General features: G+C 74.3%; 21 protein-coding genes and 1 pseudogene. 10 read left to right on the forward strand and 12 right to left on the reverse strand.

From position 1 onward, the window contains the following. The 3 genes and pseudogenes from ACFOVU_RS06870 to ACFOVU_RS06880 all read left to right on the forward strand — a co-directional run. Window positions 1–307: pseudogene (locus ACFOVU_RS06870) on the forward strand (hypothetical protein); the annotation flags it as partial. A 226-nt stretch (window positions 308–533) separates the two neighbouring features. Beyond that, the gene (locus ACFOVU_RS06875) at window positions 534–1,604 is read left to right on the forward strand and encodes a C40 family peptidase (protein WP_378530898.1); all 1,071 of its coding nucleotides are present in this window, start codon (window positions 534–536) and stop codon (window positions 1,602–1,604) included. A 127-nt stretch (window positions 1,605–1,731) separates the two neighbouring features. Beyond that, the gene (locus ACFOVU_RS06880) at window positions 1,732–2,385 is read left to right on the forward strand and encodes a class I SAM-dependent methyltransferase (protein WP_378530900.1); all 654 of its coding nucleotides are present in this window, start codon (window positions 1,732–1,734) and stop codon (window positions 2,383–2,385) included. Between the two features lie 97 nt (window positions 2,386–2,482). On the opposite strand, the gene ACFOVU_RS06885 is transcribed toward ACFOVU_RS06880, so the two are convergent. The 5 genes from ACFOVU_RS06885 to ACFOVU_RS06905 all read right to left on the reverse strand — a co-directional run bounded on the left by ACFOVU_RS06885 (window position 2,483) and on the right by ACFOVU_RS06905 (window position 9,189). Next, window positions 2,483–4,813, reverse strand: a complete 2,331-nt coding sequence (locus ACFOVU_RS06885) for a heavy metal translocating P-type ATPase (protein ID WP_378530902.1) — start codon at window positions 4,811–4,813, stop codon at window positions 2,483–2,485. A 53-nt stretch (window positions 4,814–4,866) separates the two neighbouring features. Beyond that, complete coding sequence (locus ACFOVU_RS06890; RefSeq protein WP_378530904.1) at window positions 4,867–5,937, reverse strand: hypothetical protein; 1,071 nt, start codon at window positions 5,935–5,937, stop codon at window positions 4,867–4,869. 158 nt (window positions 5,938–6,095) lie between these two features. Then, a complete protein-coding gene (locus ACFOVU_RS06895) occupies window positions 6,096–7,448 on the reverse strand; it encodes an MFS transporter (RefSeq protein WP_378530906.1) in 1,353 nt (450 codons plus the stop codon). Then, complete coding sequence (locus tag ACFOVU_RS06900; RefSeq protein ID WP_378530908.1) at window positions 7,445–8,596, reverse strand: PLP-dependent cysteine synthase family protein; 1,152 nt, start codon at window positions 8,594–8,596, stop codon at window positions 7,445–7,447. Before ACFOVU_RS06900 ends, ACFOVU_RS06895 begins: the two co-directional genes overlap by 4 nt. A gap of 176 nt (window positions 8,597–8,772) precedes the next feature. Continuing rightward, on the reverse strand, window positions 8,773–9,189 hold the full coding sequence (locus ACFOVU_RS06905) for a hypothetical protein (protein ID WP_378530910.1): 417 nt from the start codon (window positions 9,187–9,189) through the stop codon (window positions 8,773–8,775). A 192-nt stretch (window positions 9,190–9,381) separates the two neighbouring features. Between ACFOVU_RS06905 and ACFOVU_RS06910 the strand changes: the two genes are divergently transcribed. Then, window positions 9,382–10,125 carry a TVP38/TMEM64 family protein gene (locus ACFOVU_RS06910; RefSeq protein ID WP_378530912.1) on the forward strand — a complete coding sequence of 248 codons (744 nt, stop codon included), beginning with the start codon at window positions 9,382–9,384 and terminating at the stop codon, window positions 10,123–10,125. Here the strand turns inward: ACFOVU_RS06910 and ACFOVU_RS06915 are convergent. Together ACFOVU_RS06915 and ACFOVU_RS06920 are read right to left on the reverse strand one after the other, a co-directional pair. Beyond that, complete coding sequence (locus tag ACFOVU_RS06915) at window positions 10,091–10,879, reverse strand: YwqG family protein (RefSeq protein ID WP_378530914.1); 789 nt, start codon at window positions 10,877–10,879, stop codon at window positions 10,091–10,093. The two genes, ACFOVU_RS06910 and ACFOVU_RS06915, sit on opposite strands and share 35 nt — an antisense overlap. Window positions 10,880–10,971: 92 nt before the next feature. Continuing rightward, window positions 10,972–11,454, reverse strand: coding sequence for a MarR family winged helix-turn-helix transcriptional regulator (locus ACFOVU_RS06920; protein ID WP_378530916.1), 483 nt, complete (start codon window positions 11,452–11,454; stop codon window positions 10,972–10,974). Between the two features lie 62 nt (window positions 11,455–11,516). On the opposite strand from ACFOVU_RS06920, the gene ACFOVU_RS06925 reads away from it, so the two are divergent. The 3 genes from ACFOVU_RS06925 (at window position 11,517) to ACFOVU_RS06935 (ending at window position 14,518) form a co-directional block, all read left to right on the forward strand. Then, a complete protein-coding gene (locus tag ACFOVU_RS06925; RefSeq protein WP_378530918.1) occupies window positions 11,517–12,038 on the forward strand; it encodes a nuclear transport factor 2 family protein in 522 nt (173 codons plus the stop codon). A 132-nt stretch (window positions 12,039–12,170) separates the two neighbouring features. Next, entirely contained in the window at window positions 12,171–12,593 is a 423-nt protein-coding gene (locus ACFOVU_RS06930) for an ArsR/SmtB family transcription factor (protein WP_378530920.1), read from the forward strand. Continuing rightward, window positions 12,590–14,518, forward strand: a complete 1,929-nt coding sequence (locus tag ACFOVU_RS06935) for a heavy metal translocating P-type ATPase (RefSeq protein ID WP_378530922.1) — start codon at window positions 12,590–12,592, stop codon at window positions 14,516–14,518. The genes ACFOVU_RS06930 and ACFOVU_RS06935 overlap by 4 nt, the downstream gene beginning before the upstream one ends. Before the next feature lie 116 nt (window positions 14,519–14,634). On the opposite strand, the gene ACFOVU_RS06940 is transcribed toward ACFOVU_RS06935, so the two are convergent. Then, the gene (locus ACFOVU_RS06940) at window positions 14,635–16,155 is read right to left on the reverse strand and encodes an alanine/glycine:cation symporter family protein (RefSeq protein ID WP_378530924.1); all 1,521 of its coding nucleotides are present in this window, start codon (window positions 16,153–16,155) and stop codon (window positions 14,635–14,637) included. A 234-nt stretch (window positions 16,156–16,389) separates the two neighbouring features. After that, window positions 16,390–17,355 carry a DUF1152 domain-containing protein gene (locus tag ACFOVU_RS06945; RefSeq protein WP_378530926.1) on the reverse strand — a complete coding sequence of 322 codons (966 nt, stop codon included), beginning with the start codon at window positions 17,353–17,355 and terminating at the stop codon, window positions 16,390–16,392. A gap of 49 nt (window positions 17,356–17,404) precedes the next feature. Between ACFOVU_RS06945 and ACFOVU_RS06950 the strand changes: the two genes are divergently transcribed. The 3 genes from ACFOVU_RS06950 (at window position 17,405) to ACFOVU_RS06960 (ending at window position 20,381) form a co-directional block, all read left to right on the forward strand. Further along, a complete protein-coding gene (locus ACFOVU_RS06950; protein WP_378530928.1) occupies window positions 17,405–17,953 on the forward strand; it encodes an Rrf2 family transcriptional regulator in 549 nt (182 codons plus the stop codon). Between the two features lie 89 nt (window positions 17,954–18,042). Then, on the forward strand, window positions 18,043–19,491 hold the full coding sequence (locus ACFOVU_RS06955) for an MFS transporter (protein ID WP_378530929.1): 1,449 nt from the start codon (window positions 18,043–18,045) through the stop codon (window positions 19,489–19,491). Between the two features lie 53 nt (window positions 19,492–19,544). Next, entirely contained in the window at window positions 19,545–20,381 is an 837-nt protein-coding gene (locus ACFOVU_RS06960) for an SDR family NAD(P)-dependent oxidoreductase (protein WP_378530931.1), read from the forward strand. A gap of 39 nt (window positions 20,382–20,420) precedes the next feature. On the opposite strand, the gene ACFOVU_RS06965 is transcribed toward ACFOVU_RS06960, so the two are convergent. The 3 genes from ACFOVU_RS06965 to ACFOVU_RS06975 form a co-directional block, all read right to left on the reverse strand. Next, a complete protein-coding gene (locus ACFOVU_RS06965) occupies window positions 20,421–20,903 on the reverse strand; it encodes a nucleoside deaminase (protein ID WP_378530933.1) in 483 nt (160 codons plus the stop codon). 151 nt (window positions 20,904–21,054) lie between these two features. Continuing rightward, window positions 21,055–23,157 (reverse strand): WD40 repeat domain-containing serine/threonine protein kinase, encoded by a 2,103-nt coding sequence (locus ACFOVU_RS06970; protein WP_378530935.1) that lies wholly within the window; start codon window positions 23,155–23,157, stop codon window positions 21,055–21,057. A gap of 121 nt (window positions 23,158–23,278) precedes the next feature. Then, on the reverse strand, window positions 23,279–25,414 hold the full coding sequence (locus tag ACFOVU_RS06975) for a WD40 repeat domain-containing serine/threonine protein kinase (RefSeq protein WP_378530937.1): 2,136 nt from the start codon (window positions 25,412–25,414) through the stop codon (window positions 23,279–23,281). Window positions 25,415–25,420: the final 6 nt, after the last annotated feature.

Raw genomic sequence — 25,420 nt, forward strand, 5'->3', positions numbered from 1 at the left:
GCGGGCGCCCGCCGTGCCGCACGCCGACCAGGGACCGGCCGCCGCTGAGGCGTCCGCCGACGACGCGCCGGCCGGGGCCGCCCACGGGCACGCCGAAGCCGGGCACTGCGACGACGACAACGTCGTGGGCACGGGCCAGTCCGGCGGCGGCCTCAAGCTGCTGCTCCTCCTCGCCCTGGGCACGCTGGCCGCCTGGGTGCTGTGGGCCTTCCCGCCGCAGGCGCCCGCGTGGGCGCACCCGCGGCCGTGGCGGCGCCACCCCGGCGGCTCGCGCCTGCTGATCGCCATCTGCGTGAGCCGGGTGTAGGCCGAACCCCGTCCCTCCCTCTTCCCCGGCGGCGGAGCCGCCGGACGACCTCCGCACGGGCCGTTCGCGCCCGGTGCCGACACGCACCGGGAGCGCGGTGCGCCCGGCGATCATGCACGCGCCCGCGTGCCCCTTCCCCGGCGAACGGCCGCCGCGCACCCGCACGGGTGCGCCGCCGCGCCGGGGCCCCTCAGCACATCCCCATGTCCGATGGAGCGATCCACCCATGACCGATCACAGACACACCGCCGGCCCCGACTCCGACGCCGCCACCGGCCCCGCCACCCGGCCGGGCGCCGGCCGGCCCGCCGGACGCCCCGACCGGGCCCTCCTCGCCGGAGCCGGCGTCCTCGCCGCGGGCAGCATGCTGCTGCCCTCCGGCGTCGCCCACGCCGAGCCCGAGCCAACCCAGGAGGAGGTGGAGGACCGCATCGAGGAGCTGACCGAGGAGGCCAGCACCCTGGTGCAGGAGTACAACCAGGCGAAGGAGGACCTGGAGGCCGCCGAGGAGAAGGTCGCCGACCTCGACGACGAGATCGGCGACGAGGAGGAGCGCTACGACGAGCTCCGCGAGGAGGTGGCCGGGTTCGCCGGGGCCGCCTACCGCTCCGCCGACGTCGGCGCGACCACGACCGTGCTCACCGTGGAAGACCCCGATGACCTGCTGGAGCAGTCGGCCGACCTCGCCTACCTCTCGGAGAACCAGCGAGCCAAGCTGGACGACTTCACCGGCTCCTCCGAACGCCTCCTCGGTCTCAAGGACGAGGCCGAGAGCGGCCGCGACGAGGCTCAGGACCGGACCGACGAGCTGGCCGATCAGCAGGAGGAGATCGAGGACGCGCTCGCCGAGCAGGAGGAGCTCCTCGCCGGCTTCGAGGGCGAGAACCCCACAGCAGGCGACGGCGCCGACAGCGGCGGGGCCTCCTACAGCGGGTCGGCGTCCGGCAGCGCCCGCACGGCGCTGGACTTCGCCTACGGCAAGATCGGCACCCCCTACCTGTGGGGCGGCACCGGCCCGGACGGCTACGACTGCTCCGGCCTGATGCAGGCCGCATGGGGCTCGGCCGGGGTGAGCATCCCCCGGACCACCTACGACCAGTTCAACCTGCCCAACAAGGTGTCCCGCGCCGAGCTCCAGCCGGGCGACATCATGTTCTTCTTCGACGATCTCGGCCACAACGGGATGTACGCGGGCAACGGGCAGATGGTGCACGCCCCCAGCAGCGGGAAGACGGTCTCGGTGGTGAACCTCGCCGACTACTGGGACTCCCAGTTCGTGGGCGCCGTGCGCCCCTGACCAGGAGGAGGGGGTCCCTGCCCGGCAGGGCCCCCGCCGCCGGGCCGGAACCGGCCGCCGACCTGGCCGGTTCCGGCATGCATACGTAGTGTCGACCGCGCAATCGCAGGAGAAGGAGGGGCCGCACATGGGAGAGCCCGAGGACCGCAGTCCGGAAGAGGTCACCGATCAGATCAGGCGGCACTGGGACCGCCAGGCGCGCGGGTACGACGCGTCCATGTCCCGCATCGAGCGGTTCCTCTTCGGTGACGGCCGGGCATGGGCCTGTGCGCAGGCGGTGGGGGAGACCCTGGACGTCGGGGTGGGGACCGGCCTCAACCTGCCGCTGTACCCCTCGGGCGTGCGCATCACCGGCATCGACCTCAGCCCCGCCATGCTCGCCGTCGCCCGCGACCGCGGCGCGGAGCTCGGCATCGACGCCGACCTCCGGGTCGCCGACGCCGAGCGGCTGCCCTTCGCCGACGACGCGTTCGACACGGTGGTCTGCACCCTGACGCTCTGCTCGGTCCCCGACGTCGACCTCGCCCTCAGGGAGATGCGGCGGGTACTGCGCCCCGGCGGGCGACTGGTGCTGCTGGACCACGTGCGGCCGACATCGGCGCCGCTGCGCTGGCTGCTGCTCGCGATCCAGTGGGGTATGAACCGGATCGAACCCGGCAACGGCGAGCAGATGATGCGCCGCCCGTTCGTCAACGCCCGCGAGCTCGGCTTCGAGGTCGATGAGCGGCACCGGGCCAAGGGGGGCGCGGTCGAACGGGTCAGCGCCCGCAGGCCCGGTTAGCCCCGGAACCGCCCGCCGCCACCCGCACCCCGGCCGCCCGGGCCGGACCGCCCGATGCCCCGGGCCGCCCGGCCCGGGGCATCGGAGGGGCGGCGCGTCAGGCCGCGTGCGCGGATTCCCGCCGGTCCGCGGCCGCGGGCGCCGCAGCGGGGGCGGGGCCGCCGTTGCCGGCCAGCGGCGCGAAGCCGCGCAGCCGGAGGCTGTTGGTGACGACGAAGACGCTGGAGAACGCCATCGCCGCCCCGGCGATCATCGGGTTGAGGAGCCCGGCGGCGGCCAGGGGCAGCGCCGCCACGTTGTAGGCGAAGGCCCAGAACAGGTTCCCCTTGATCGTGTTGAGCGTCCGGCGGGAGAGCCGGATGGCGTCGGCCGCCGCCCGCAGGTCGCCGCGGACCAGGGTGAGGTCGCTCGCCTCGATGGCGACGTCGGTCCCGGTGCCCATGGCCAGCCCCAGGTCGGCCTGGGCCAGCGCGGCGGCGTCGTTGACGCCGTCGCCGACCATCGCGACGGTCTTCCCCTCGGCCTGGAGCCGCGTGACGACGCCGACCTTGTCCTTGGGCAGCACCTCGGCGATGACCTCGTCGATGCCGACCTGGGCCGCCACCGAGCGGGCGACGTCGGTGTTGTCGCCGGTGAGCAGGATCGGGGTGAGCCCGAGGTCGCGGAACTGCCGGACGGCCTGCGCGCTGGTGGGCTTGACCGCGTCGGAGACCACCAGCACGGCGCGCGCCTCGCCGTCCCAGCCGACCGCGACCGCGGTCGTGCCCGCGGCCTCGGCGTCGGCCTTGACGCGCTCCAGGTCGGCGGGCAGGTGCTGGGACCACTCGGCCAGCAGCGAGGCGCGGCCCACGACGACCGCGTGGCCGTCGACGACGCCCTGGACACCGTGGCCCTCGACGTTGGCGAAGTCCTCCACGCGGCCCAGCCCGCCGGCCCGCTCGCGCGCGGCCGTGGCGACGGCCTGGGCGATGGGGTGCTCGGAGGCGTTCTCCAGCGCCCCGGCCAGCCGCAGGACCTCGTCCTCGTCCTGGCCCTCGGCGGTGAAGACGCCGGTGAGGGCCATCCGGCCGGTGGTCACCGTGCCGGTCTTGTCCAGCACGATGGTGTCGATGCCCTTGGTGGTCTCCAGCACCTCGGGGCCCTTGATGAGGATGCCGAGCTGGGCGCCGCGGCCGGTGCCCACCAGCAGGGCGGTGGGGGTGGCCAGGCCCAGCGCGCAGGGGCAGGCGATGATCAGCACCGCGACGGCGGCGGTGAAGGCCGCGGCAATGGGGCCGCCGGTGCCGATCCAGAAGCCGAGTGTGGCCACGGCCAGGGCGATGACGATGGGCACGAAGACGCCGGAGATCCGGTCGGCCAGCCGCTGGACCTCGGCCTTGCCGTTCTGCGCCTCCTCGACCATGCGGGCCATCTGCGCGAGCTGCGTGTCGGCGCCGACGCGGGTGGCGCGGACCACCAGCCGGCCCCCGGCGTTGACGGTCGCGCCCGCAACGGCGGAGCCGGGGCCGACCTCGACCGGGACGGACTCGCCGGTCAGCATGCTCATGTCGACGGCCGAGGTGCCCTCCTCCACGGCGCCGTCGGTGGCGATCTTCTCGCCGGGGCGGACCACGAACAGGTCGCCCTCGGCGAGGTCGCCGACGGGGATCCGCCGTTCGGTGCCGCCGCGGACGACCGTGACGTCCTTCGCACCGAGTTCGAGCAGAGCGCGCAGTGCGGCCCCGGACCGGCGCTTGGATCGGGCCTCGAAGTAGCGGCCGGCGAGGATGAAGGTGGTGACCCCGGCCGCGACCTCCAGGTAGATGTTGGCGGAGCCGTCGCTGCGGGCGATGGTCAGCTCGAAGGGGTGCACCATGCCGGGTTCGCCGGCGGTGCCGAGGAAGAGCGCGTAGAGCGACCACGCGAACGCCGCGATCGTGCCCATCGAGACCAGGGTGTCCATGGTCGCGGCGCCCAGCTTGAGGTTCTTCCACGCGGCGACGTGGAAGGGCAGCGCGCCCCAGACGAGCACCGGGGCGGCGAGAGCGAGCGAGGCCCACTGCCAGTAGGTGAACTGGAGGGCGGGGACCATCGCCATGGCGATGACCGGGACCGACAGCGCGGCGCTCACGAGCAGGCGGGTGCGCAGCGGCCGTGTCGGGTCGGCGGCCTCGGCGTCGCCGGAGCCGGCGGCGGGGTCGCTCGCCGGGGGTTCGGGGAGGGCGGCGGTGTAGCCGGCCTTCTCGACCTGGGCGATCAGGTCCTCGACGGGAACGGGGCCGCCGTCGAAGACCACGCGGGCCTTCTCGGTGGCGTAGTTCACGGTGGCGGTGACGCCGTCGAGCTTGTTCAGCCGCTTCTCGATCCGCATCGCGCAGGAGGCGCAGGTCATGCCGCCGATGGCGAGCTCGACCCGGTCGGGCGTCTGGTCTCGGGGTGGTGTGGTCAACGCTGCTCCTCAAGCGTCGGGGGACCGTGGGGGTGGGGTCCGGGGTCCGTGGGTCAGTGGGTGTGCTCGGCGCCGTCGTCCGCGCCGTCGGTGTGGCCGCCGGACGTGCCGGTGCCGCCGTCGTCGCCCGGCGCTGCGGCGCCATCGGCGGAGGCGGTCGCGGTGAACTCCGCGGTGCGCACCTCGCCGTCGTGCTGGAAGTCGAGGTAGAGCCGGTAGTCGCCGGTGGAGGGCACCTCGGCCTGGAAGGTGATCTGCGGCCCGGGCTCGGTCGTGCCGTCGCCGGGGCTGCCCTCGGGGTGGACGTGGAGGTAGGCGAGGTCGCCGTCGCGCAGCGCGACGAGGTGGCCGTAGGCGGCGAGGTAGGGCTCCAGGTCGGTGACCTCCTCGCCGTCCTTGGTGACGGTGAGGGTCAGCTCGCTGGTGCTCCCGGCGACGAGGTCGCCGTCGAGGGTGACGGTGTAGCCGTCGACCTCCGCGGTCCGGTCCGGCTCGGGGAGGGGTTCGGGCTCGTAGTCGCCGGGGACGGCGAGGTCGGCGCCGAGCGTGAGACCGTCGTCGCGGCCCTCCGGGACGAAGTCGGCGAACATCCGGTAGGGGCCGGGGGTATCCGGCTCCATCGGGATGCTCCACGTGCCGTCGTCGGCCATCTCGGGGTGGACGTGCTGGAACCCGGCCAGGTCGCGGCCGACGACGATGAGGTGCATACGCTTGTCGTGTGCCACGGAGAACCCGGTGACCGGGTCGCCGTCGGGGCCGAGGATGCGGAAGGAGAGCGTCTCCTCCTCGCCGGCGGTCCCGGGGGTGTCCACGGGGTCGAGTGTGTACCCGTCCTGGGAGATCTGGAGGCCTGACGGCACGGGTGCCGCGGCGCCGTCCTGGCCTGCGGCGGGCCCGCCGTGGCCGCCGTGCCCGCCCTCGGCGTCTGCGGCCGCGCCGCTGCCGTGCCCGCCTTCGGCGGTGGCTGCGGGGAGCAGTGGGCCGGCGAGGGTTCCGGCGCCCACCGCGCCGGCGAAGGCCACCGCGAGGCCCAGTCCGTAGATCCCCAGTTTCGCGGGAACGTTCATCATCCACCCCTTCGTCTCGTGGCCGGCCTGCGCGGCGACCCGCCGGAGCAGGGCCATCTGCCCGGCGCCTCCATCGATACTATACCCCCCTAGGGTATGCATGCCAAAGGGGGATCCGGAGGGGAGATCGCCGCCGCCCGGCGAGCAACGGGATCTTGCACGCCTCCCGAACGGGGGTGGTCCCCGGTGCGCGCACCGGGGACCACCCCAGCTTATTAGCCCTTGACCTGCGAGGATCCCGCGGTGGCTGGGTCGGCCTCTCGAGCGGGCCCGGCCGGGGGAGCGAGCCCGCCCGCGCGGCCGATCAGCGCCATCGACAGCGCGCCGACCGCACCGAGCGCCGCCAGGCCGAGCCAGGGCACGGTCGCGGCGAGCGGCGGCGCGAGGCCGAGCGCCGCCCCCACCGCCAGGTTGCCCCCTGTGATGGCGATGCCGGAGACCGTGTTGTAGAGCCCGTAGTGCGTGGCCACGAGCCGGTCACCGGACAGCCGCACCACGGTGTCCATCTCGAAGGGGTAGACCAGCGCACCGCCCAGGCCCAGCAGGGCGGCAGTGAGCAGCGCCGGAGCCGCCACGAGCGCGGCCGCAGCCAGGGGCGGCACGGCCGTGTCGCGCACCGCCGCGGCCAGGGGCGGGGTGGCGAGGATGGGCAGGAACGCCGCCGTCATCACCGCGAGCCCGCGCGGCAGCGCCTGCCCGGCGTCCCAGCGGGCCTTGGCCCAGTCGGTGATCCGGACCTGCCCGGCGATGGCCACCAGCGCCGAGACGGCGAAGAGCGCGGCCACCGCGATGTCGCCGGCGTCGGCGCCCAGGCCCGCGGTCGCCACGGCGTCTTGGACCGTGAGGGGGACCGCCAGGTAGATCTGGAAGTTCAGCACGTAGGAGCCCGCCATGGCGACGGTGAAGGCGGCGAACGCCCTGTTGGCCGCGACCCCGCGCCAGTCGCCGAGCACCCCGGCGACCCCCGCGCGGCGGCCCTCCTCCGGCTCCGGCGCCCGGCGCGGGGGCAGTGCGCGCGCCTGGAGCACCGTGAGCCCGAGGAACAGGGCCGCTGCCACGCCCGCCACCAGCGTGAAGTCCACGGCGATGAGCGCCATGCCGATGAGCGGGCCGATGAGGATCCCGGTCTGGTAGAAGACGTTGAACAGCGCGAACGCCTCCATGCGGCGCTCCCCGGCGTCGGCGGCCAGGTAGGCCCGCACGGCGGGGTTGAACAGGGCGCCGGCGAACCCCGTGGCGGCCGAGGCCAGCAGCAGCACCGCGAGGGAATCGGCGAAGCCGAGCGCGGCGAACCCCACCGTGCGCAGCGCGCACCCCGCCAGGATCGCGGGCTTGTAGCCGAGCCGGTCGGCGATGCTGCCGCCGACCAGGAACATCCCCTGCTGGGTCAGGTTGCGCACGCCCAGCACCAGCCCGACGGCCCACACCGCCATCCCCACGCTGTCGGTGAGGTGGAACGCGAGGTAGGGCATGAGCATGTAGAACGCGGTGTTGATGGTCAGCTGGTTGATCATCAGCAGCCGCACGCTGGTGTCGAAGCCGCGGAAGCGCCGCCAGGCGGTGATCATCGCCGGACCTCCCCGTCCGCGGCGCCGGCCGCGGCCGAGGCGCGCGGATCGACCACGCGCGTGCACCGCGTCCAGCCGGTCACGACCTGGTCGGCGGGGTCGGCGATCTCGTGCGGCTCGTCGGGGACCGGCCCGTCGAGGAGCCCGTGCCGGGCGCAGTACTCGTCGTTGAAGACCGTGTCGAAGTACCGCTGCGGGCCGTCGGGGAAGATCGCGACGATGCGCTCGGCCGCCGGTCTCGTCCGCGAAAGCCAGCGGGCCACCGTCGCCACCGCGCCGACGCTCCACCCGCCGCTGGCGTAGTGGGACCCGGCCAGCGTGCGGCAGGCGCGCACGGCCTGGGCGGGGTCGACCCAGTGCACCTCGTCGAAGGCGCGGTAGTCGACGTTGCGCGGGTGGATGCTGCTGCCGAGCCCCCGCATGATGCGCGGGCCGGCGGGCTGGCCGAAGATGGTCGAGCCGACGGTGTCGACGCCGACGACCCGCAGGTTCGGGAAGAACACGCGCAGGGCGCGCGAGACCCCGGCGGAGTGGCCCCCAGTGCCCACGGCGACCACGAGGGTGTCGACCCGCCCCATCTGGGCGACGAGCTCGTGGGCGAGCGGAGCGTAGGCCGCGACGTTGTCGGGGTTGTTGTACTGGTCGGGGCAGTAGGCGCCGGGGTCGTCGGCGAGCAGTTCGGCGACGCGGTCGCGCCGCGCCTGCTGCCAGCCCCCGGTCGGATGCGGCTCGGTGACCGTGTGCACGACGGCCCCGTAGGCGGCGAGCAGGCGCGCCATCAGCGGTTCCATGCCGGGGTCGGTGACCAGGGAGACCGAGTGGCCGTGGGTGATCCCGGCGAGGGCGAGGCCGAGCCCCAGCGTGCCGCTGGTCGACTCGATGATCGCGGCCCCGGGGGCGAGCTGCCCGCGCTCGCGCGCCCGTTCGACCATGTAGAGGGCGGTGCGGTCCTTGATGCCGCCGGGGTTGTGGCCTTCGAGTTTGGCCCAGAACCCCTGCCGCGGGCCGCAGAACGGCTCGCCGATCCACAGGACCGGCGTGTTCCCCACGACCCCCGCCGGTGTGTGCTGGGGAAGGGTCGGCGGCGTGGCGACCAGGCGTCCGGGGCTGATTTCGGGCATGGCGTGGCTCAGCATGGTGGTTTTCATGGCTCTCTCGGCTCAGTGCGTCCGCGAGCGGACACATCGACGACCAGGCCGGGCGTGGGGTCCCCGGCGCTGTGGAGGCACGCGCGGGCGGCGGCGGCCGGGCCCGCGCGCAGGAAAAGGAATCAGGGTCGTCCCGTGCCGGACGGCACATCACATCGGGACGGGACCGCGCTCCTCTACACCCGCCACACGCACAGGGTGAGCAGGAGGTGGGCGGCGTTGCGCCGCCGTGCGCGCCGTGTACCCGCCGCGAACGCGAGGCGGCGCAGGAGCGGCACCGCGCACAGCGCGGCGACGACGGCGAGGCCGGCCCCCAAGAGCAGCTGGAGCAGGTTCCAGGCCGGGGTGCGCTGGTCGGTGCCGTCGTCGGTTCCGTCGGCGCAGTGGTGCCCCTCGCCGAAGGCGTGGGTGTGCGCCACGCCGTCGCCGACGGCGTGATCGGGCGCCGCGGAGGCCGCGGCGCGCGCGAGGGTCGGGGACTCGGCGGCATCGGCGGGATGCCCGGCCGCGCAGAGCGCGTGGAGGACGACCGCGATCGCGAGCAGCACGACCTGGAGGCCGTACCGCCGCGGTGACGTCATCGTTACGCGCACGGCAGGAACTCTACTCAATGTAACGAACGCATTGCGCAGCCATCACGGACCGGTGCCGGGTGAGGAGTGTCACTTTCCGCGCCCATATGCCCCCTGTCTCCAGAGTGCGCGGTCGAGGCCGGTGGGACCTGGGACACTCGTTCCGGACCATCGCGGTGGCGGTGCCGGCAGGGGAGGTGCACGTTGGGGGCGGTGGGACGACCGGGGGTCCGGTGGGTGGTGCTCGCCGGATGGGCGGCGGTCGTCGCCGCCGCCGGGCTGCTCCTGCCGGACGTCCGGACGCTGCGGGGGTGGATCGAGGCGGCCGGTCCGGGGGCGCCCGCCGTGTTCGTCGTCCTCTACACCGTGGCGGTGCTCGGGTTCTTCCCCCGGCCGCTGCTGAGCGCCGCGGCGGGCGTGCTCTTCGCCCCTGTCATGGGCGTGGCCGCCGCGCTCGCCGGAGGGGTGGTGAGCGCGCTGGTCCAGTTCGCGATCGCCCGTTACGTGGCGCGCGACGCCGTCCGGTCCCGGATCCCCCGCACGGCCGCCGCGCGCCTGGACCGGGTCCTCGGTGCCCGCGGCGTACTCGCGGTCGTCCAGCTGCGCCTGCTGCCGGTCATCCCCTTCGCCGTGGTCAACTACGGCCTCGGGGTCACGGCGCTGCGGACGCGCTGGTTCGTCCTCGGCACCGCCCTGGGCAGCCTCCCGGCGACGACCGCCCTCGTCCTCGTCGGCGACTCCGCGGCCGACCCGTGGTCGCCCGTGTTCATCGCGTGCACGGTCGGGCTCCTCCTGCTCACGGTGGCGGCCCAGGCGGCTGCTCTCCTGGCCCGCAGGAGAAGCCCCGCCGCAGACGCGGGCGGCCGGACAGCCGGGGACGCCGCGTCCAGGCCGGATACCCCCAGGTCCGGTGCCGAGCGGTCTAGCAGCAGTCCATCCGGCACACCACCCGGCTGAAGTCGCCCGTGCGCAGGGCGTCGGCGGGGATCGTGAAGTACAGGACGCCGACGTCGCCCCACATCCAGTGGTCGTCGCTGTCGAGCTGGAGGAGGAGCACATCGTCCTCGCTCATGACCCCGCCCTGGAGCAGCCACGGCCAGCCGAAGGCGCGGTGCCCGCCGGTCTTGTCGTCCTCCGGGGCGAATGGTCCCCAGGCGGTCCGGATCCCCATCGCCTCCAGCGCGGGTACTTTGCCGGAGCCGAGGTCCAGGGCGTTGACGGCGTGCTCCCAGTTTCCGGGCAGGGTGAGGATCGGATCCGCCTTCACCGCCCGCCGCTCGTAGACGCGTGCGGCTTCGGGGGCCAGGGGTGAGACCGTCCGTTCGGGGTCGGCCGCGATGACGCGCCAGGCGCTCGGGTCCTCGTAGTCGACGTGCTTGTACTCCGGCCAGGGCAGGTCGGGGTCGAGGTAGAAGAAGTTGAGCAGGCCGAGGCGGACGGGGAGGTCGTCGCCGAGCCAGGGCGCGAGGGCGTCGGTGTCCAGGACGGCGAGCAGGCTGAGCGGGACGCCGTCGATCTCGGGCCAGGGCGTGCCCGGCTCCAGCTGGGGCGACCCGCCCAGGTGCGACCGGCCCGCGGGGAGGTCGGAGCCCCCGACGGGCGCGATCGTGTGGCCGCGGCGGACGAGCGCCGCCATGGCGCGCCCGCCCACCTCCCCCATCACTTCTGCGCAGTGGCGGTCGATGTGGGGGAGGATTTCGCTTTCGTCCATGACGCGGCATTCAACCATCACCCAGGGACGGCCGGTGACGCCCGCCCCACGGCCGGAACCGGCCCGGGGCCACGGCGGAGCGACCCGGCCGGTCAGGGGGCGGGTTCGCCGGGGCCGGGGTCGGGGCGGTCGTGGTGGGTGAGCAGGACGGTGAGTAGCCGCGCGAGTTCGCCACGCTCCTCGGGGGACAGCGGAGCGAGCAGCTCGTCCTGGGTGTCGGCGAGGACGGCGTCGAGCCGGCCCAGGGCGCGGGTGCCCGCGGGCGTGATGGTGATGGTGTTGCGGCGGCGGTCGGCGGGGTCGGGGCTGCGCCGGACCAGGTCCTGTGCGGCGAGTTCGTTCACGGTGGCGACGACGTCGCTGCGGTCCAGCCCGCACCGGCGGCCCAGCTCCGCCTGGCTGGCCGGGCCGAATTCCGCGGCCGCCGCCAGCAGTGAGTAGTGGTAGCGGGTCGCGCCGGCCTCGGCGAGCCGGCCGGCCACCAGCCGGTGCGTGCGCGTGGCGGTGCGGGTCAGCAGCCGGCTGGTGAGGGCCTGGAGCCGCGCGGGGGGCGTGTCGTCGCTCACCGGAGTCATGCCGGCCAGTCTAGGAGGTTGTTGGCCGCACCCACGATCACATATGGTTGGCGCTGCCAACGTTGGTAAGGCCAATCAATTTCCCAGCACCCCACGGAGGGGCCACGACCAGCACCCCCGACTCCGACTCGCTCGACCGGCTCCAGCGGCGGGTCGACCGGCTCGCCGACCGCGCGGACCTCGCCGATCTCCTCGCCCGCCAGGGCCGGTGGCTCGACGGCAAGCGCTGGGGCGACGTGCGCACCGTCTTCACCGAGGACGCCGTCGGCGCATTCCCCGCCGAGGAGGTCTCCGGCGCCGACCGCCTGGCCGCCCACGCCGCGCGCAGCCACGACGGCCACCACCGCACGCACCACGTCACCGGCGACCCGCTCATCGAGATCGACGGCGACCGCGCCACCGTCTCGGCGCCCCTCGTCGCCGTCTTCATCCGCGGCGCCGCCGATACCCGGCCGGAGTTCGCCGTGGGCGAGCGCTACCGGTTCGAAGCCGAGCGCACCCCGGACGGCTGGCGGTTCTCGCGCGTCGAGATCCAGCCGCTCTGGCGCATTGACGGGGACGTGCCCGCCCCCGCTGCCGGCTGACCGCGCGGTCGGCGCGGTGTCCGGGTCCGTACAGGGAGGGGCCGATCCCGGGCGGCCCCTCCGCCGCCGCTGTGCGGCGGGTCACCGGGCCGCGGGATGGCGGCGGGCGGGGTGCTGACTTACTATCTGCGTATGCACGAAGATAAGCAATCATGCAGTCTCGACGAGAACAGCCCGTTCGTCGAGCTCGCCGTGGAGATCCTGACGCTGCTCGCCGATGCCACGCGCGTCCGCATCATCCTGGCGCTGCGCGAGGGCGAGCTGTCGGTCAACGACCTCGCCGAGCGGGTGGGCAAGTCGGGCCCGGCGGTCTCGCAGCACCTCGCCAAGCTGCGCATGGGCAGGGTCGTGACCTGCCGTAGGGACGGTACCCGCATGTACTACCGCCTGGCCAACGAGCACGCGCGCAAGCTCGTGGCCGACGCCGTCTTCCAGGCCGAGCACGCCTTGGAGGTCGAGCCCGCCCACCACCGCGCCCACGTCGCCCCCGAGGCCGTCGAAACCCCCGCGACCACCGGCGACGGCGGCTCCTGCCCCCGGACGGACGCCTCGTGAGCACCCTCACGCCCCCGGCACCCGTCCGGGACCGGGTCCGCACCGGCCCGCCGTCGCTGATCGCGACCGGGCTGGGCCTCGCCGAAGTGCGCTGGGCGGCCGCCGCTCTCGCGCTGTTCCTCGCCGGCTGGGCCGCCCAGGCCGCCGGCGCCCCCGAGTGGGCGTGGTGGGGCCTCTTCCTCGCCTGCTACGCCACCGGCGGCTGGGAGCCGACCCTCGCCGGGCTCCAGGCCCTCAAGGAGCGCACCCTCGACGTCGACCTGCTGATGATCGTCGCGGCCATCGCCGCCGCCTCGATCGGCCAGGTCTTCGACGGCGCCCTGCTCATCGTCATCTTCGCCACCTCCGGCGCGCTGGAGGCCGTCGTCACCCAGCGCACCGCCGACTCGGTGAGCGCCCTGCTCGACCTCGCCCCCGAACGCGCCGTGCGCCTGACCCCGACCGCCGACGGCGAGCGCGAGGAGGCCGTCGACGCCTCCGAACTGGTGGTGGGCGACACCATCCTGGTCCGCCCCGGCGAGCGCATCGGCGCCGACGGCACCGTCGTCGACGGCGAGAGCGAGGTCGACCAGCAGGCCATCACCGGCGAATCGGTGCCGGTCGCCCGGAGCGCGGGCGGCGAGGTGCTGTCGGGCACCCTCAACGGCACCGGCGTGCTGCGGGTGCGGGTGGACCGCGCGGCCTCGGAATCCGTCATCGCCCGCATCGCCACCCTGGTCGAGGAGGCGTCGGCAACCAAGGCCGCCTCGCAGGTGTTCATCGAGAAGGTCGAGCAGCGCTACTCGGCCGCCGTCGTGGTGGCGACCCTGCTCGTGCTGGGCGTCCCGCTCGCCTTGGGCGCGGCCTTCGAGCCGGCGCTGCTGCGCGCCATCACCTTCATGATCGTCGCCTCGCCGTGCGCCGTGGTGCTGTCGACCATGCCCCCGCTGCTGGCCGCGATCGCCAACGCCGGCCGCCACGGGGTGCTGGTGAAGTCGGCCACGGTCATGGAGCGCGTGGGCCGCACCGACCTGGTGGCCTTCGACAAGACCGGCACCCTCACCCACGGCACGCCCGAGGTCACCGAGGTCGTCCCGCGCGACGGGTACACCGCCGACGAGGTGCTGGCGACCGCCGCGGCGGCCGAGCGCTTCAGCGAGCACCCGCTGGGCCGCGCGATCTGCGCCGCGGCCGCCGAACGCGGGCTGGACGCACCGGCGGACGTGGCGGGGTTCCAGGCCCTGCCCGGCCGCGGCGTGTCGGCGCTCGTCGGCGGGGCGGCCATCCGGGTGGAGCGGGCCCAGAGCGGCGACGCCGTCCCGGCCGCGCCCGCCGCCATGGGCACCCTGGTCGGCGTCCTGCGCGACGGCGAACCCATGGGGACCATCGCGCTGACCGACGCCGTGCGCGCCGAGGCGCCGGCGGCAGTGGCGGCGGTACGTGCGGCCACCACGGCCCCCGTCCACCTCCTCACCGGCGACAACCCCGCCGCGGCCGCCCGCGTGGCCGACGCCACCGGTGTCGACACCGTTCACGCCGGCCTGATGCCGCAGGACAAGGCCGACATCGTGCGCGCCCTGCAACAGGACGGCTCCCGGGTGCTGCTCGTGGGCGACGGCGTCAACGACGCCCCGGCCCTGGCCACCGCCACCACCGGGATCGCCATGGGACGCCGCGGCTCCGACCTGGCGCTGGACACCGCCGACGCCGTCATCGTCCGCGACGACCTGGCGGCGCTGCCCAACCTGATCGCGCTGTCGCGGCGGGCCCGCCGGTTCGTGGTCGCCAACCTCGCCATCGCCGCGACGTTCATCGCGGTCCTGGTCACCTGGGATCTGGTGGCGACCCTGCCGCTGCCCCTGGCCGTGGCCGGGCACGAGGGGTCGACCGTCATCGTCGCCCTCAACGGCCTGCGCCTGCTGAGCGGCCGCGCCTGGCGCGCGTGACGGAGGCGGAGGCGCGGGGCCCGCACCGCGTCTCCGCCTCGGCAGGCGCCCCGGCCCCCGCACAGGCGCGGGCCGGGGCCGGCTCACGCGCGGGGGTCCCGCGACGCCGTGCCGGTTCACTGGTCACGCTCGCCTTCTCGCTCTGCTCCAACGGCCCCGCGAGTCGGGCCTTCGGCCGGGGGCGGCGCCGCCTCCGCTCGCTCGTCGGCTCGCCGTTCCGGCCACTGATCGGCGTTGCAGATCCCCAGCGCCACCGGGTCGAACGTCGGATCCACACCGCTCCGCCGCTGCTCCTCGTAGTCGCGCAGCGCCGTCAGCGCCGGCCGGGCGAGCAGGCTGATGCAGACCATGTTGACCCAGGCCAGCGTCGCGTAGCCGACGTCGCCGAGCGCCCACACCACGTCTGCTGATTCCACCGACCCGTAGAGCACCATGGCGAGCAGGGCCGCGCGCACGGCGTGCCGGATCGCGGGGCGCGGGACCCCGCGGGTCAGGTACGCGAGGTTGGTGTCGGCGATGTAGGCGAAGGCGACCAGGGTGGTGAAGGCGAACAGCGCGATGGCGAGCGCCACGAAGTACGGCCCGACCCCGGGCAGCACCGCGTCGACGGCGGCCTGGGTGTAGGCGGGCCCGGCCGGGACGCCCGGCAGGTGGGAGACGATCTGCCCGCCCCCGCCCCCGCCCGCGTGCACGTTGTAGTTGCCGGTGACCAGGATCATGAACCCCGTTGCCATGCAGATGAACAGCGTGTCGATGTAGATCGAGAACGCCTGGACCAGCCCCTGCTTGACCGGGTGCGACACCTCGGCCGCCGCCGACCCGAAGGTCCCCTCGCCGACCCCTGCCACGTTGGAGAACAGGGCGCGGCGCACACCCCAGGCGACCGCCGCGCCGACGATCCCGCCGAACACCGCATCGGCCCCGACCGCGCTGCGCACCACCAGGGCGGCCACGGCGGGGACCTCGCCGATGTTGGCCGCCAGGACGACGAGCGCGACGGCGATGTAGCCGCCCGCCATGAACGGCACGAGGGTGTCGGCGACGGCGACGACCCGCCGCCGCCCGCCGAACACGATGACGCCGAGCCCGGCCGTGACGACGGCGCCGGTGATCCACGGGCTGAGGCCCGTGGCCCGTTCGACGCCCACCGCGATGCTGTTGGCCTGGACCCCGGGCGCCAGGACCGCGTAGAGGACCAGGGCGACCCCCGCGGCCGCGGTCGCCAGCCACCTCTTCCCCAGCCCTTTCTCGATGTAGTAGGGGATCCCGCCGCAGAACCGGCCCTGCGACGTGCTCTTGTAGATCTGGGCGAGGGTCGACTCCACGAACGCGGTCGCCCCGCCGAGCAGGGCCATCACCGCCATCCACAGCAGCGACCCCGGGCCGCCGGCGGCGATCGCGGTGGCGACGCCCGCGATGTTGCCGACACCGATCCGGCTCGACAGGGTGAGGGTGAGGGCCTGGAAGGACGACACCCCGGCCGTGGAGGGCGCCCCCGACACGATCAGCCGGATCATGTCGGGGATGCACCGGATCTGCACGCCGCGTGTCAGTACGGTCAGGACCAGGCCGAGGCCCAGGGCCACGACCACCAGGGGGTTCCACAGCAGGTCGGCGAGTGCGGCGAGGACGTCCATGGGCACCCTTCTCGGGGGGTCGGGCGAACGACGCTGTAGGCGGGCGCCCGGCCGCGGCGGGTGCGGCGCGTCCCCGGTCGGCGCTCGGGGTGCGGGGTCCGGACTGCGGCGGATCGCTCGCTCTACGCAATCAGGGCGGGATCGAGTCGGCGTCGAGTCCCCGGATGCCGTCGGGCCCGTGTCCGCGGGAGGCCGGACGCGGGGCGCTCCGCCCGGGCGGAAGGGAGAGGGAGGTCAGTGGGGGAACGTGCGCTTCGGGCGGGGGTTCTGCACGGTGAAGCGGTGGGCGTCGACGGCCGCGCGGAGCTCGGCGTAGGTCGCGGTCGGGGCCACCCGGTCGAGATAGCGGCAGTGGGCGGCCACCGCTTCCAGCTCGAAGGCGAAGTAGAGGCTCATCAGCGGGTTCACGAACAGCTCACTGCCGCCGGTGCGCGGGGTGAAGCGCACGTCGCCGAAGTCGCCGCGCACCGCCGCCGCGATGGAGCCGTTGACGATGCTGGGCTGCTCGGGGGTCTGCGCCTGCGCGTGCGCCACGGCGTCCAGGTAGGCGGCGCCCTCGCGGCTGGAACGGGAGAGGGAGAACGCCCCGAGGTAGCCGCCGGCCCGTTCCAGCGCGGCGACGTTCTCCAGGAAGAGCGCGTGGGAGACGCCGTGGTAGGCGTCCACCCCGAACCCGAGGCACGCGACCAGGCGGACCGGCACGCGGGTGCCGTTCACGGCGGCCAGGCTCGCGATGTCCTCCTCCGGGGTGCCCAGCCCCGCTTCGTCGCCGCGCATGAGCAGGTCGGTTCCGCCGTCGACGAGGACGATCGCGTCGACGCCCAGCCGCCGTACCAGCGCACGGTAGGCGTCGCGCAGCGGGCGCGCGCCCGTGCGCCGGAACGCGTACACCGTCGGCGGCAGCCCGCGCGGCTCCAGCCACCGGGCGAGCGTGCGCTCGGGGAAGTAGGAGGGGTGGCCGGGGGAGTCCGGTCCGACGGCCGCGACATCGGGAGCCACCCACTCCAGGCCCGGGTCGAGCCGGCTGAAGCTGAGGTTGGCCAGGTGCACGCTGCGGCCGCCGTCCGCCAGGGCGAGCGCCAGCGGCAGCCCGGCGTAGACGTCGAACCCGCCGCCGGCGCCCGCGACGAGAACGGACCGCGCCCCCTCCAGCCGCGCGAAGAGGGGGTTGTCGCTCAGCCCGCATGGTGGGTGCGTCATCGATCTCCTGTCACTCCTGCCGGCCTGATGTTCCCCGGCCGGCCGCCGGATGCAGCCTCGGGTGCCGCGCCCATCATGCGACGGATTGACGACCACTGAAACTGCAACTACATTCATTGCAGTTCGATTCGCGGTGACGGCGGGAGGTCCAGTGGCCATCAGCAGCAGGAGCGCCGTGGCGATCCATGCGCTTACGATGCTGGCGCGCTGGGGCGACCACTCGCTGACGTCGGCGGAGATCGCCGACAGCCTGGCGAGCAACCCGGTCCTCGTGCGGCGCATCCTCGGGGGCCTGCGCGACGCCGGCCTGGTGTGGTCCACCGAGGGGCGCGGCGGCGGCTGGACGCTGGCCCGCCCCGCGCGTGAGATCACGCTCTACGACGCCTACTCCGCTGTCGAGGACGGCCCGATCCTGTCGCGGCACGCCCATCCGCCCAGCGACGCATGCGAGGTCGGGCGGCATATGCAGGGCCTGCTGGAGGCGGAGTTCCGCGACGCGGAACAGGCCATGTCGGAACGGCTCGGCCGGACGACCATCGCCCAGATGCTCCGGCAGGTGCTGGACGCCGAGCGCGAATTCGGACTGCAAAAGCGCTAGCCGAACGGTGGCGGAGGCATGCCCTCCGCCCTTCTTTTCGCCCTAACTGTAACTAAAACAGTGGCAGTAATGCCCGGAGGACGCGTCGGATGACATCCACCTCGACCACCACGACCGATCGCACCGGCCCAGGGCCGGCAGTCCTGCTGGCGGTACTCATGCCGGCGGTGCTCGTCACGGTCATCGCCAGCGACATGGTCAACCTCATGCTCCCGTCGATCGGTGCGGAGTTCGGGGCCTCCGAGGCGGAACTCGCCTGGGTCGTCACGGGCTTCCTGCTGTCGTTCTCGGTCGGCATCCCCTTCTACGGCCGCATCTCCGACCGGGTGGGCCTGCGACGCCTCTTCGGGATCGCCCTGCTGACCTACGCCGCCGGCAGCCTGATCTGCGCGCTCGCCCCGGACCTCCTGGTGCTCGTGCTCGGCCGCATCGTGATGGGGGCGGGCGCGGCGGCGCTGCCCGTTCTCTCGATCATCGCCGTCACCCGGTTGCTGCCCGCGGACAAGCGGGGGATGGGGATCGGCGTCATCTCCGCGGCGACGGGCATCGGCACCGCCGCCGGGCCCGCCATCGGCGGCGTGTTCGGCCAGCTCCTCGGCTGGCCCGCGCTGTTCTGGCTCATGCTGGTGGTCGCACTCGCGCTGGTCCCCGCGGCGCTGCGCGTGCTCCCCGGCGAGCCCCCGGCCGACGCGGGGCGGTTCGACCTCCTCGGCGGGGTCCTCCTAGGGCTCGGCGCCGGACTGGCCCTCTTCGGCATCACCCAGGCGCAGGTCGCGGGGTTCGGGGCGCCACTGGCCTGGGGCAGCCTCCTGGCGGCGGCCACGGCGCTCCTGCTCTTCGGATGGCGCACCCGCCGCGCCGCACAGCCGTTCGTCCCGCCCGCCCTGTTCGCCAACCGGGTCTACCGGGTCGCGGTCGCCGTCGGATTCCTGGCCATGGCCGTCAACCTCGGCGGCCTGGTGTTCGTCCCGCTGCTGGTCGTCGACGTCAACGGCCTCACCCCCGGAGCGGGCGCCCTCGTCATGGTCCCGGCCGGTGCCGCCGTCGCCGTCCTCTCGACGCTGATCGGCCGCATCTCCGACCGCATCGGCACCCGGGCGCTCGTGCTGACGGGTCTCGCGCTCATGGGGCTGTTCTCCCTCGCGCTCTCGGCCTTCACAGCGGGCACATCGGCGATCCCCGCGGGGGTCGGCATCCTCGGGTTCAGCGTCGGCTTCGTCCTCGTGATGACCCCCATCATCAGCGCCGCGGCGGGCGCGCTGCCGCCCGACCAGGTGGGCGTCGGCCTCGGCATCCTCCAGGGCGCCCAGTTCCTCGGAGCGGGCGCCGGCCCGGCCCTGTTCGGCGTGCTGGTGACCGCGCGGCAGCAGAGCGGCGCCGACGCCGTCAACCCGCTCTACGCCGGCCCCGAAGGCGCCGCCTTCTCCGACGCCTTCCTGGCCATGGCCGCGGTCACCGTCCTCGCCCTGGCCGTCGCGTCCCGCATGCGCCCGGCGACCACACCGGCCGCCGACGCACCCGCCGAACGGGCCGCGTAGCCGGTGCCCGGCGGCGGACACTCCACGACTCCACCACTCCAAGGAGCGACACAGTGAAGACGATCGTCGTGACGGGCGGCACCTCGGGCATCGGGGAGGCCCTCGCCCACACCCACATCCGCCGGGGCGACCGGGTGGTCGTCGTCGGCCGTGACGAGGCGAAGGGGAAGGCGTTCCTCGACGCCGCGGAGAGGGCGGACGCGGGCGGCCGGGCCGTCTTCGTCCACGCCGACCTCAGCCTCGTCAGCGAGAACCGGCGCGTCATCGCCGAGATCACCGAGAGGTTCGCGGCGGTCGACGCCCTCGTGCTCTGCGCGCGGTTCTACCGCTCCCACCGGGCGGTGACACCCGAGGGGTTCGAGCACAACTTCGCGCTGTACTACCTGAGCCGGTACCTGCTCGGCCACGGACTGGCCGACCGGCTGGAGAAGGCCGGCGATCCCGTCATCGTGAACATCGCCGGCCCCGGAGTGGGCGCAGGGGACGTCCACTGGGACGACCTCGGGCTGGAACACGGCTACGACGGCTGGACGGCCATGTTCCAGGGCGGGCGGCTGAACGACCTCCTCGGCGTGTCGTTCGCCGCCCGGCACGGTGACGGCCGCACCCGCTATGTGCTGCTGTTCCCCGGCGGAACCCGGACCGGCTTCGCGGGCGAGTTCGACGCCCCCACGGCCGCCCACGTCGCCGCGATGAAGGGGAACGCGCAACCGGTCGAGATGGCGATCCCCCCGATCACCGCCATCATCGACGCCCCTCCCGAAGAGCCCCTGAGTGCCTTCGCCGAGGGCAGGCGCATCGACCTCCGTAGCCCGTCCTTCGACGCCGATGACGCCGCACGGCTCGATGCCCTCACCCGCGACCTGCTGCGGCGGGATCAGTCGCGGTAGCCGACGGTCCGGCCGCGGCCGGGGCGGGGAGTGCGGTGCTCAGGCGACTCCGCGGAAGCGGCGGTGGAGGGCGCGGATCTCCTCGGCGAGTTCGGGGGCCGGGCCCTCCACGGGCAGGCCGGGTGCGACCTCGGTGATCGGGAGGGGCGCCACCGGGGCGGGCGGCACGCCGATCTCGGTCAGCCAGGCGACGAGCTGCCGGGAGGAGCTGGCGTAGACGATGCGGCCCAGCCCCACCCAGGCGTGGGCGGCGGCGCACATGGGGCAGTGCTCGCCGGAGGTGTAGACGGTCGCGGCCGCGCGCTCCTCCGGGGTCATGTTGGCCGCCGCCCAGCGCGCCAGCTCGAACTCCGGGTGGCGGGTGTTGTCGCCCATCGTGGTCTCGTGGTTGTGGTCCTCGTTGAGGACGGTGCCGTCCTCGGCGACCAGCACGGACCCGAAGGGCTCGTCGCCGCCGTCCACCGACTCCGCCGCCAGCTCGACGCAACGGCGCAGGTGTCCCAGATCGACGTCGCTCACCATGGTCGGCCTCCTTGCACGCCGGGTCGCCGGGGCCGGAGGCGGGAATGAGCCCCCGCTCCGGCCGCGGCCTGAACCCGCCAATGATCACATGATCCGGTGCCCCCTGGTCACCCCGGACCCGCGGTGGTCCGCCGTCCGGTACGACGTTCGATCAGCCCAGGTCCCAGATGGCGATCTCCCCGTTGGTGTGGCCGACCGCGACGCGCGAGCCGTCGGGGCTGAAGGAGGCGACCTGCGCCTCGGCACCCGTCCCGGCGTCGAGGACGGCGATCTCCTCCTGCTCGGCGACGTTCCACAGCCGCGCCGTCGGGTCGAAGGGCGCGAGGGAATTCCGGTAGTTCTCGTGTTCCTCGGGCCCCGGATCGGGCAGCCCCGCGCTCACCAGCAGGGACCCGTCGTGGTTGAAGTCGACGCGGTTGACGACGCCTCCGTGCCCCGTCATCGACGCATAACGCCGGGGCGCCTCCCCGGTGTTCACCTCCCACAAGTCGATGGTGCGGCTATGGCCCGCGGTGGCGATGGTGGTCCCCGTCGGGCTGACGGCGATGTCCAAGACCGGTTCCGAGCCGGACAGGACGTCGAGCTCGGTCTCCCCGCGCCGGTCCACGATGGTGGGCGACGGCCCGCCGGCGACGGCGAACCACTCGCCGTCGGGCGACCAGGAGACCCCGGCGCGTTCCTGGGCCATGGCGATCGGGGGGCCCACCCGATTCGTCGGGCGCATCACCTGGGCGGTCATGTCGAACAGGGCGACCTCTCCCTCGCGGGACGCCGTGGCCAGGACCTCCCCGTCGGGCGAGAACTCCATGTCGGTGATCGCCACGTCGTGGGCGTCCAACCTGAGTGGTGCTGCGTCCTCGTCCTCGGGCACGGCGAAGGCGACGCCCGCCATCGTGGCCAGTGCGCCCCTCACCTGCCATGGGCCCGCGTGTTCGGACGCGAAGGCCACCGCGGAGGTGCCCTCGTTCTCGCCGACGACGGTGTCGGCGCTGAGCAGCCCCGTATCCAGGTCCCAGACCTGCGACAGCTCGGGTCCGCCCGCCGTGAGCCGGTTGCCGTCGAGCGGATTGATCCCCAGCGTGGTGACGCTCCGCCCGCCGGGGTCGGCGAGGGACATCGAGGGCTCGCCGATGTCGTCCGCGGTGATGCCGGTCGTGGGCGTCTCCAGGTCCCCCGAGGCGCCTTCCACGGGGGCCGCCGAAGCGGAGGCGGACGGGCCCGGGGCGGCGCCATCGGCCGTGCCGGACTGTGGGAGGGTGACCGCCGCGATCGCTCCGGCGGCGGTGAGTACGAGGGCGGCCGCCGCCGCTCCGGCGATGAGCGGCCACCGCCGGCGCTTCTCGCGCAGCGCGCGCGTCCGGGAGGCCAGGTCGAAGCCGAGGCGTTCGGTGGTCCGGACGTCCTCCAGCGCGTCCGGCGGCAGCCAGGCGGTGTCGGTGCCCGCTTCACCGGCGATCGGGGCGAGCCGGTTCAGCAGCTTCGCGGCGGTGGGCCGGTCGGCGGGGTCCTTGGCCGTGCAGTGGGCGATGACATCGCGGAGGGCGGACGACGAGACCTGCGCGAAGTCGGGCTCCCCTGTGGCGATCCGGTAGAGCAGAGCGGGCGCGGGCCCGTCCCCGAAGGGGTCGCGCCCGGTGGCGGCGAAGAACAGGACCCCGCCCAGCGCGAAGATGTCGGAGGGGAACGACACGTCGTGGCCGTAGGTCTGCTCGGGCGACATGTAGCCGGGGGTCCCCATGAGCTGGCCCGTGCGCGTGATCCCGCCGGCCTCGGCGGTGCGGGCCAGGCCGAAGTCGATGACGCGCGGGCCGTCGGCCGTGAGCAGGACGTTGCCGGGCTTGAGATCGCGGTGCACGAGCCCGGCGTCGTGGATGGCGCGCAGCGCCTCGGCCAGGCCCACGGCGAGGGCGTGCAGAGACGCCTCGGGCAGCGGGCCGTTCTTCTTCACGACGTCGCTCAGTGACGGGCCCGGGACGTACTCGACGGCCAGCCACGGCGTCTCCGCCTCGGCGTCGGCCTCGACGACGGCGGCGCTGAAGTGGCCGCTGACCCGCTGGGCCATCTCGGCCTCGCGCGCGAACCGCTGCCGGTAGCCCTCCTCGGCGCTGTGGTCGGACCGGATGACCTTGATGGCGACCAGCCGGTTCGAGGGCGAGCGTCCCAGGTAGACCAGCCCCATCCCCCCGGCGCCGAGCCGGGCGAGGAGGGTGTAGTGGCCGATCGATTCCGGGTCGGTCCGGGTGAGGGGCTTCATGGCCTGCGGTCCGTTTCCTTTGTCGCGGGGATGCTGCCGTGGGCGTGCCGGCGCGAGCGGCACCGCCCGTTCCGGGGGCTCGGCGCCTCCGGTCGCGGCCGGGTCCGGGGCCGCGTGGGGATCATCTGCGGTTCCAGAGGTCGACCCGGCCGTTCTCATAGCCCGCGGCGAGGCGGGTTCCTCCGCTGTCCCAGGCGAGGGCGTTGAGGGGGTTGTCGCTGAGGGGGTCGCCGTCCTCCTCGGGTCCGGACTCCGTCAGCCGCGTGCCGTCCTCGATGTCCCAGGTCATGACGTTGCCGTCCCTGTCCGCGGTGGCCAGGGTGCGTCCGTCGGGGTTGGCGGCGAGGGCGGTGATGGGTCTGGAGTGCCCCAGGAGCTCCACCTCCTGCTCCCGGGAAGCGGCGTCGAATACGCGGATCGTGGTGTCCGCCCCGGCGGTGATGATCCGCTCCCCATCGCCGCTGTAGACGGCGGACGTATCGGTGGACCCGGCGGTGAGGGTGCCGGTCACCTCGCCGGTCGCCGTGTCGATGACGCGGACCTCACTGTCGTCGGCGACCACGAGACCGCCGCCGTCGGGGTGCAGCGACGCGTTGGTCCCCTCGACCGGCCGGTCGAACGGGCGCTCCTCGCCGGAGGCGACGTCATAGCGGGTCACCTCCTCCGGGCCGGCCGCGTACAGGGTCGCTCCGTCCGGGGAGTACGCCAGCACACGGGAGTCGGAGAAGCGCTGCTCCAGGGTGAGCGACGGTACGTCGACCACCCCGTCTCTGCCCGTCGCGGGGGCGATGGGCCGGCCCTGGCCGGATGCGGTGTCGGCCAGCTGCACTTCCCCGTCGGTGGCGGCCACGGCGACGGTGCCGCCATCGGGGGCGAGCGCGATGGACCTGACCAGGGTGTTGCCGAGGAGGTCGGTCTGCCCGTCGGTCGCGTCTTCGGCGACGCCGTCCGCCGTGGCCTCCGGGATGTCCCACCGGTCGAGCCGGTCCAGCCGGCCCGTGTACAGCAGGTCGGCGTCGCCGGGCGCGAAGGCGAGGGACGTCACCGGGGCGTGGCCCCTCTGGGAGAACGCCGCGGTGTCGACGCTCCCCTCACCCCAGGGCAGGGAGGCGGAGTCGGCCGCCGGGTCCGCGGCCTCGGTGGTCCCCGCTGCTCCAGAGCCGGAACCGGTGTCGGTCAGCTGCGACACGACCAGCGCCACGGAGCCGATGAGGAGGACGGCGGAGGCCGCCGCCAGGGTGATCCGCAGGCGGGCGCGGCCGCGCGGAGGCGGCGCATTGCCGGTGCCGTCGCTTCCAGGGGCGGCCGGGCTCTCCTGGTAGTGCCGTGCCAGCCGCTCCTGCTCGGCGATCAGGTCGCGCACCGCCGGGGGAGGCCAGGCCGTCGCCGCGGGGGTCTCGGGGAGGGTCGGCGGCGCGTCGGAGGGGGCGGCCGGTGGGGGCGCTGCATCGGCGGGCATCAGGCGGGACAGCTCGGCGACGAGGCCGGCGGGGGTGGGCCGCTGCCCCGGGTCCTTGGCGAGGCAGCGCTCCACGACGTCACGCAGCGGGCCGGCGGGGATCGTACCGAGGTCGGGCTCGTCGCGCACGATCCGGAAGAGAACGGTGTGGTCGTCGCCTGGGAAGGGCGCGCGTCCCGTCAGGGCGAAGTGCAGGACGCCCCCGAGGGCGAAGACGTCCGACGCGGGGGCGGCCCGGTGCCCGTTGGCCCGCTCGGGCGACATGTAGGCGGCGGTCCCGACCATCTGACCGGTTCTGGTCATCGGTGTCTCGTCGAAGCTGCGCGCGACCCCGAAGTCGATGACGCGGGGGCCGTCGGCGGCGAGCAGGATGTTGGACGGCTTGAGGTCGCGGTGGGTGATGCCCGCGGCGTGGATGGACCGCAGCGCCTCGCACAGCCCCAGGCCCAAGTGGGCGACGGCGGCCTCCGGCAACGGGCCGGTGCGGTCCACGGCCTCGCGCAGCGACACGCTCGGTACGTAGCCCGTGGCCAGCCACGGCGGGTCGGCGGTGGGGCCGGCATCGACGATGGGCGCGGTGAACGCCCCGCTGATCCCGCGGACGGCGCGCACCTCGCGCGTGAACCGCTCCCCGAATTCGGGGTCGCCCGCGTGATCGGGGTGGACGACCTTCACCGCCAGCAGCCGCCCGGAGCGGGATCTCCCGAGGTAGACGCGGCCCATCCCGCCGCCGCCGATGCGGGCGAGCAGCGTGTGGGAGGAGATGCGGCGTGGATCGCCGGCGGTGAGGGGCAGCACCGGGGG

This window comes from Nocardiopsis sediminis, from assembly GCF_042650565.1.
GTDB classification, from domain to species: domain Bacteria; phylum Actinomycetota; class Actinomycetes; order Streptosporangiales; family Streptosporangiaceae; genus Nocardiopsis_B; species Nocardiopsis_B sediminis.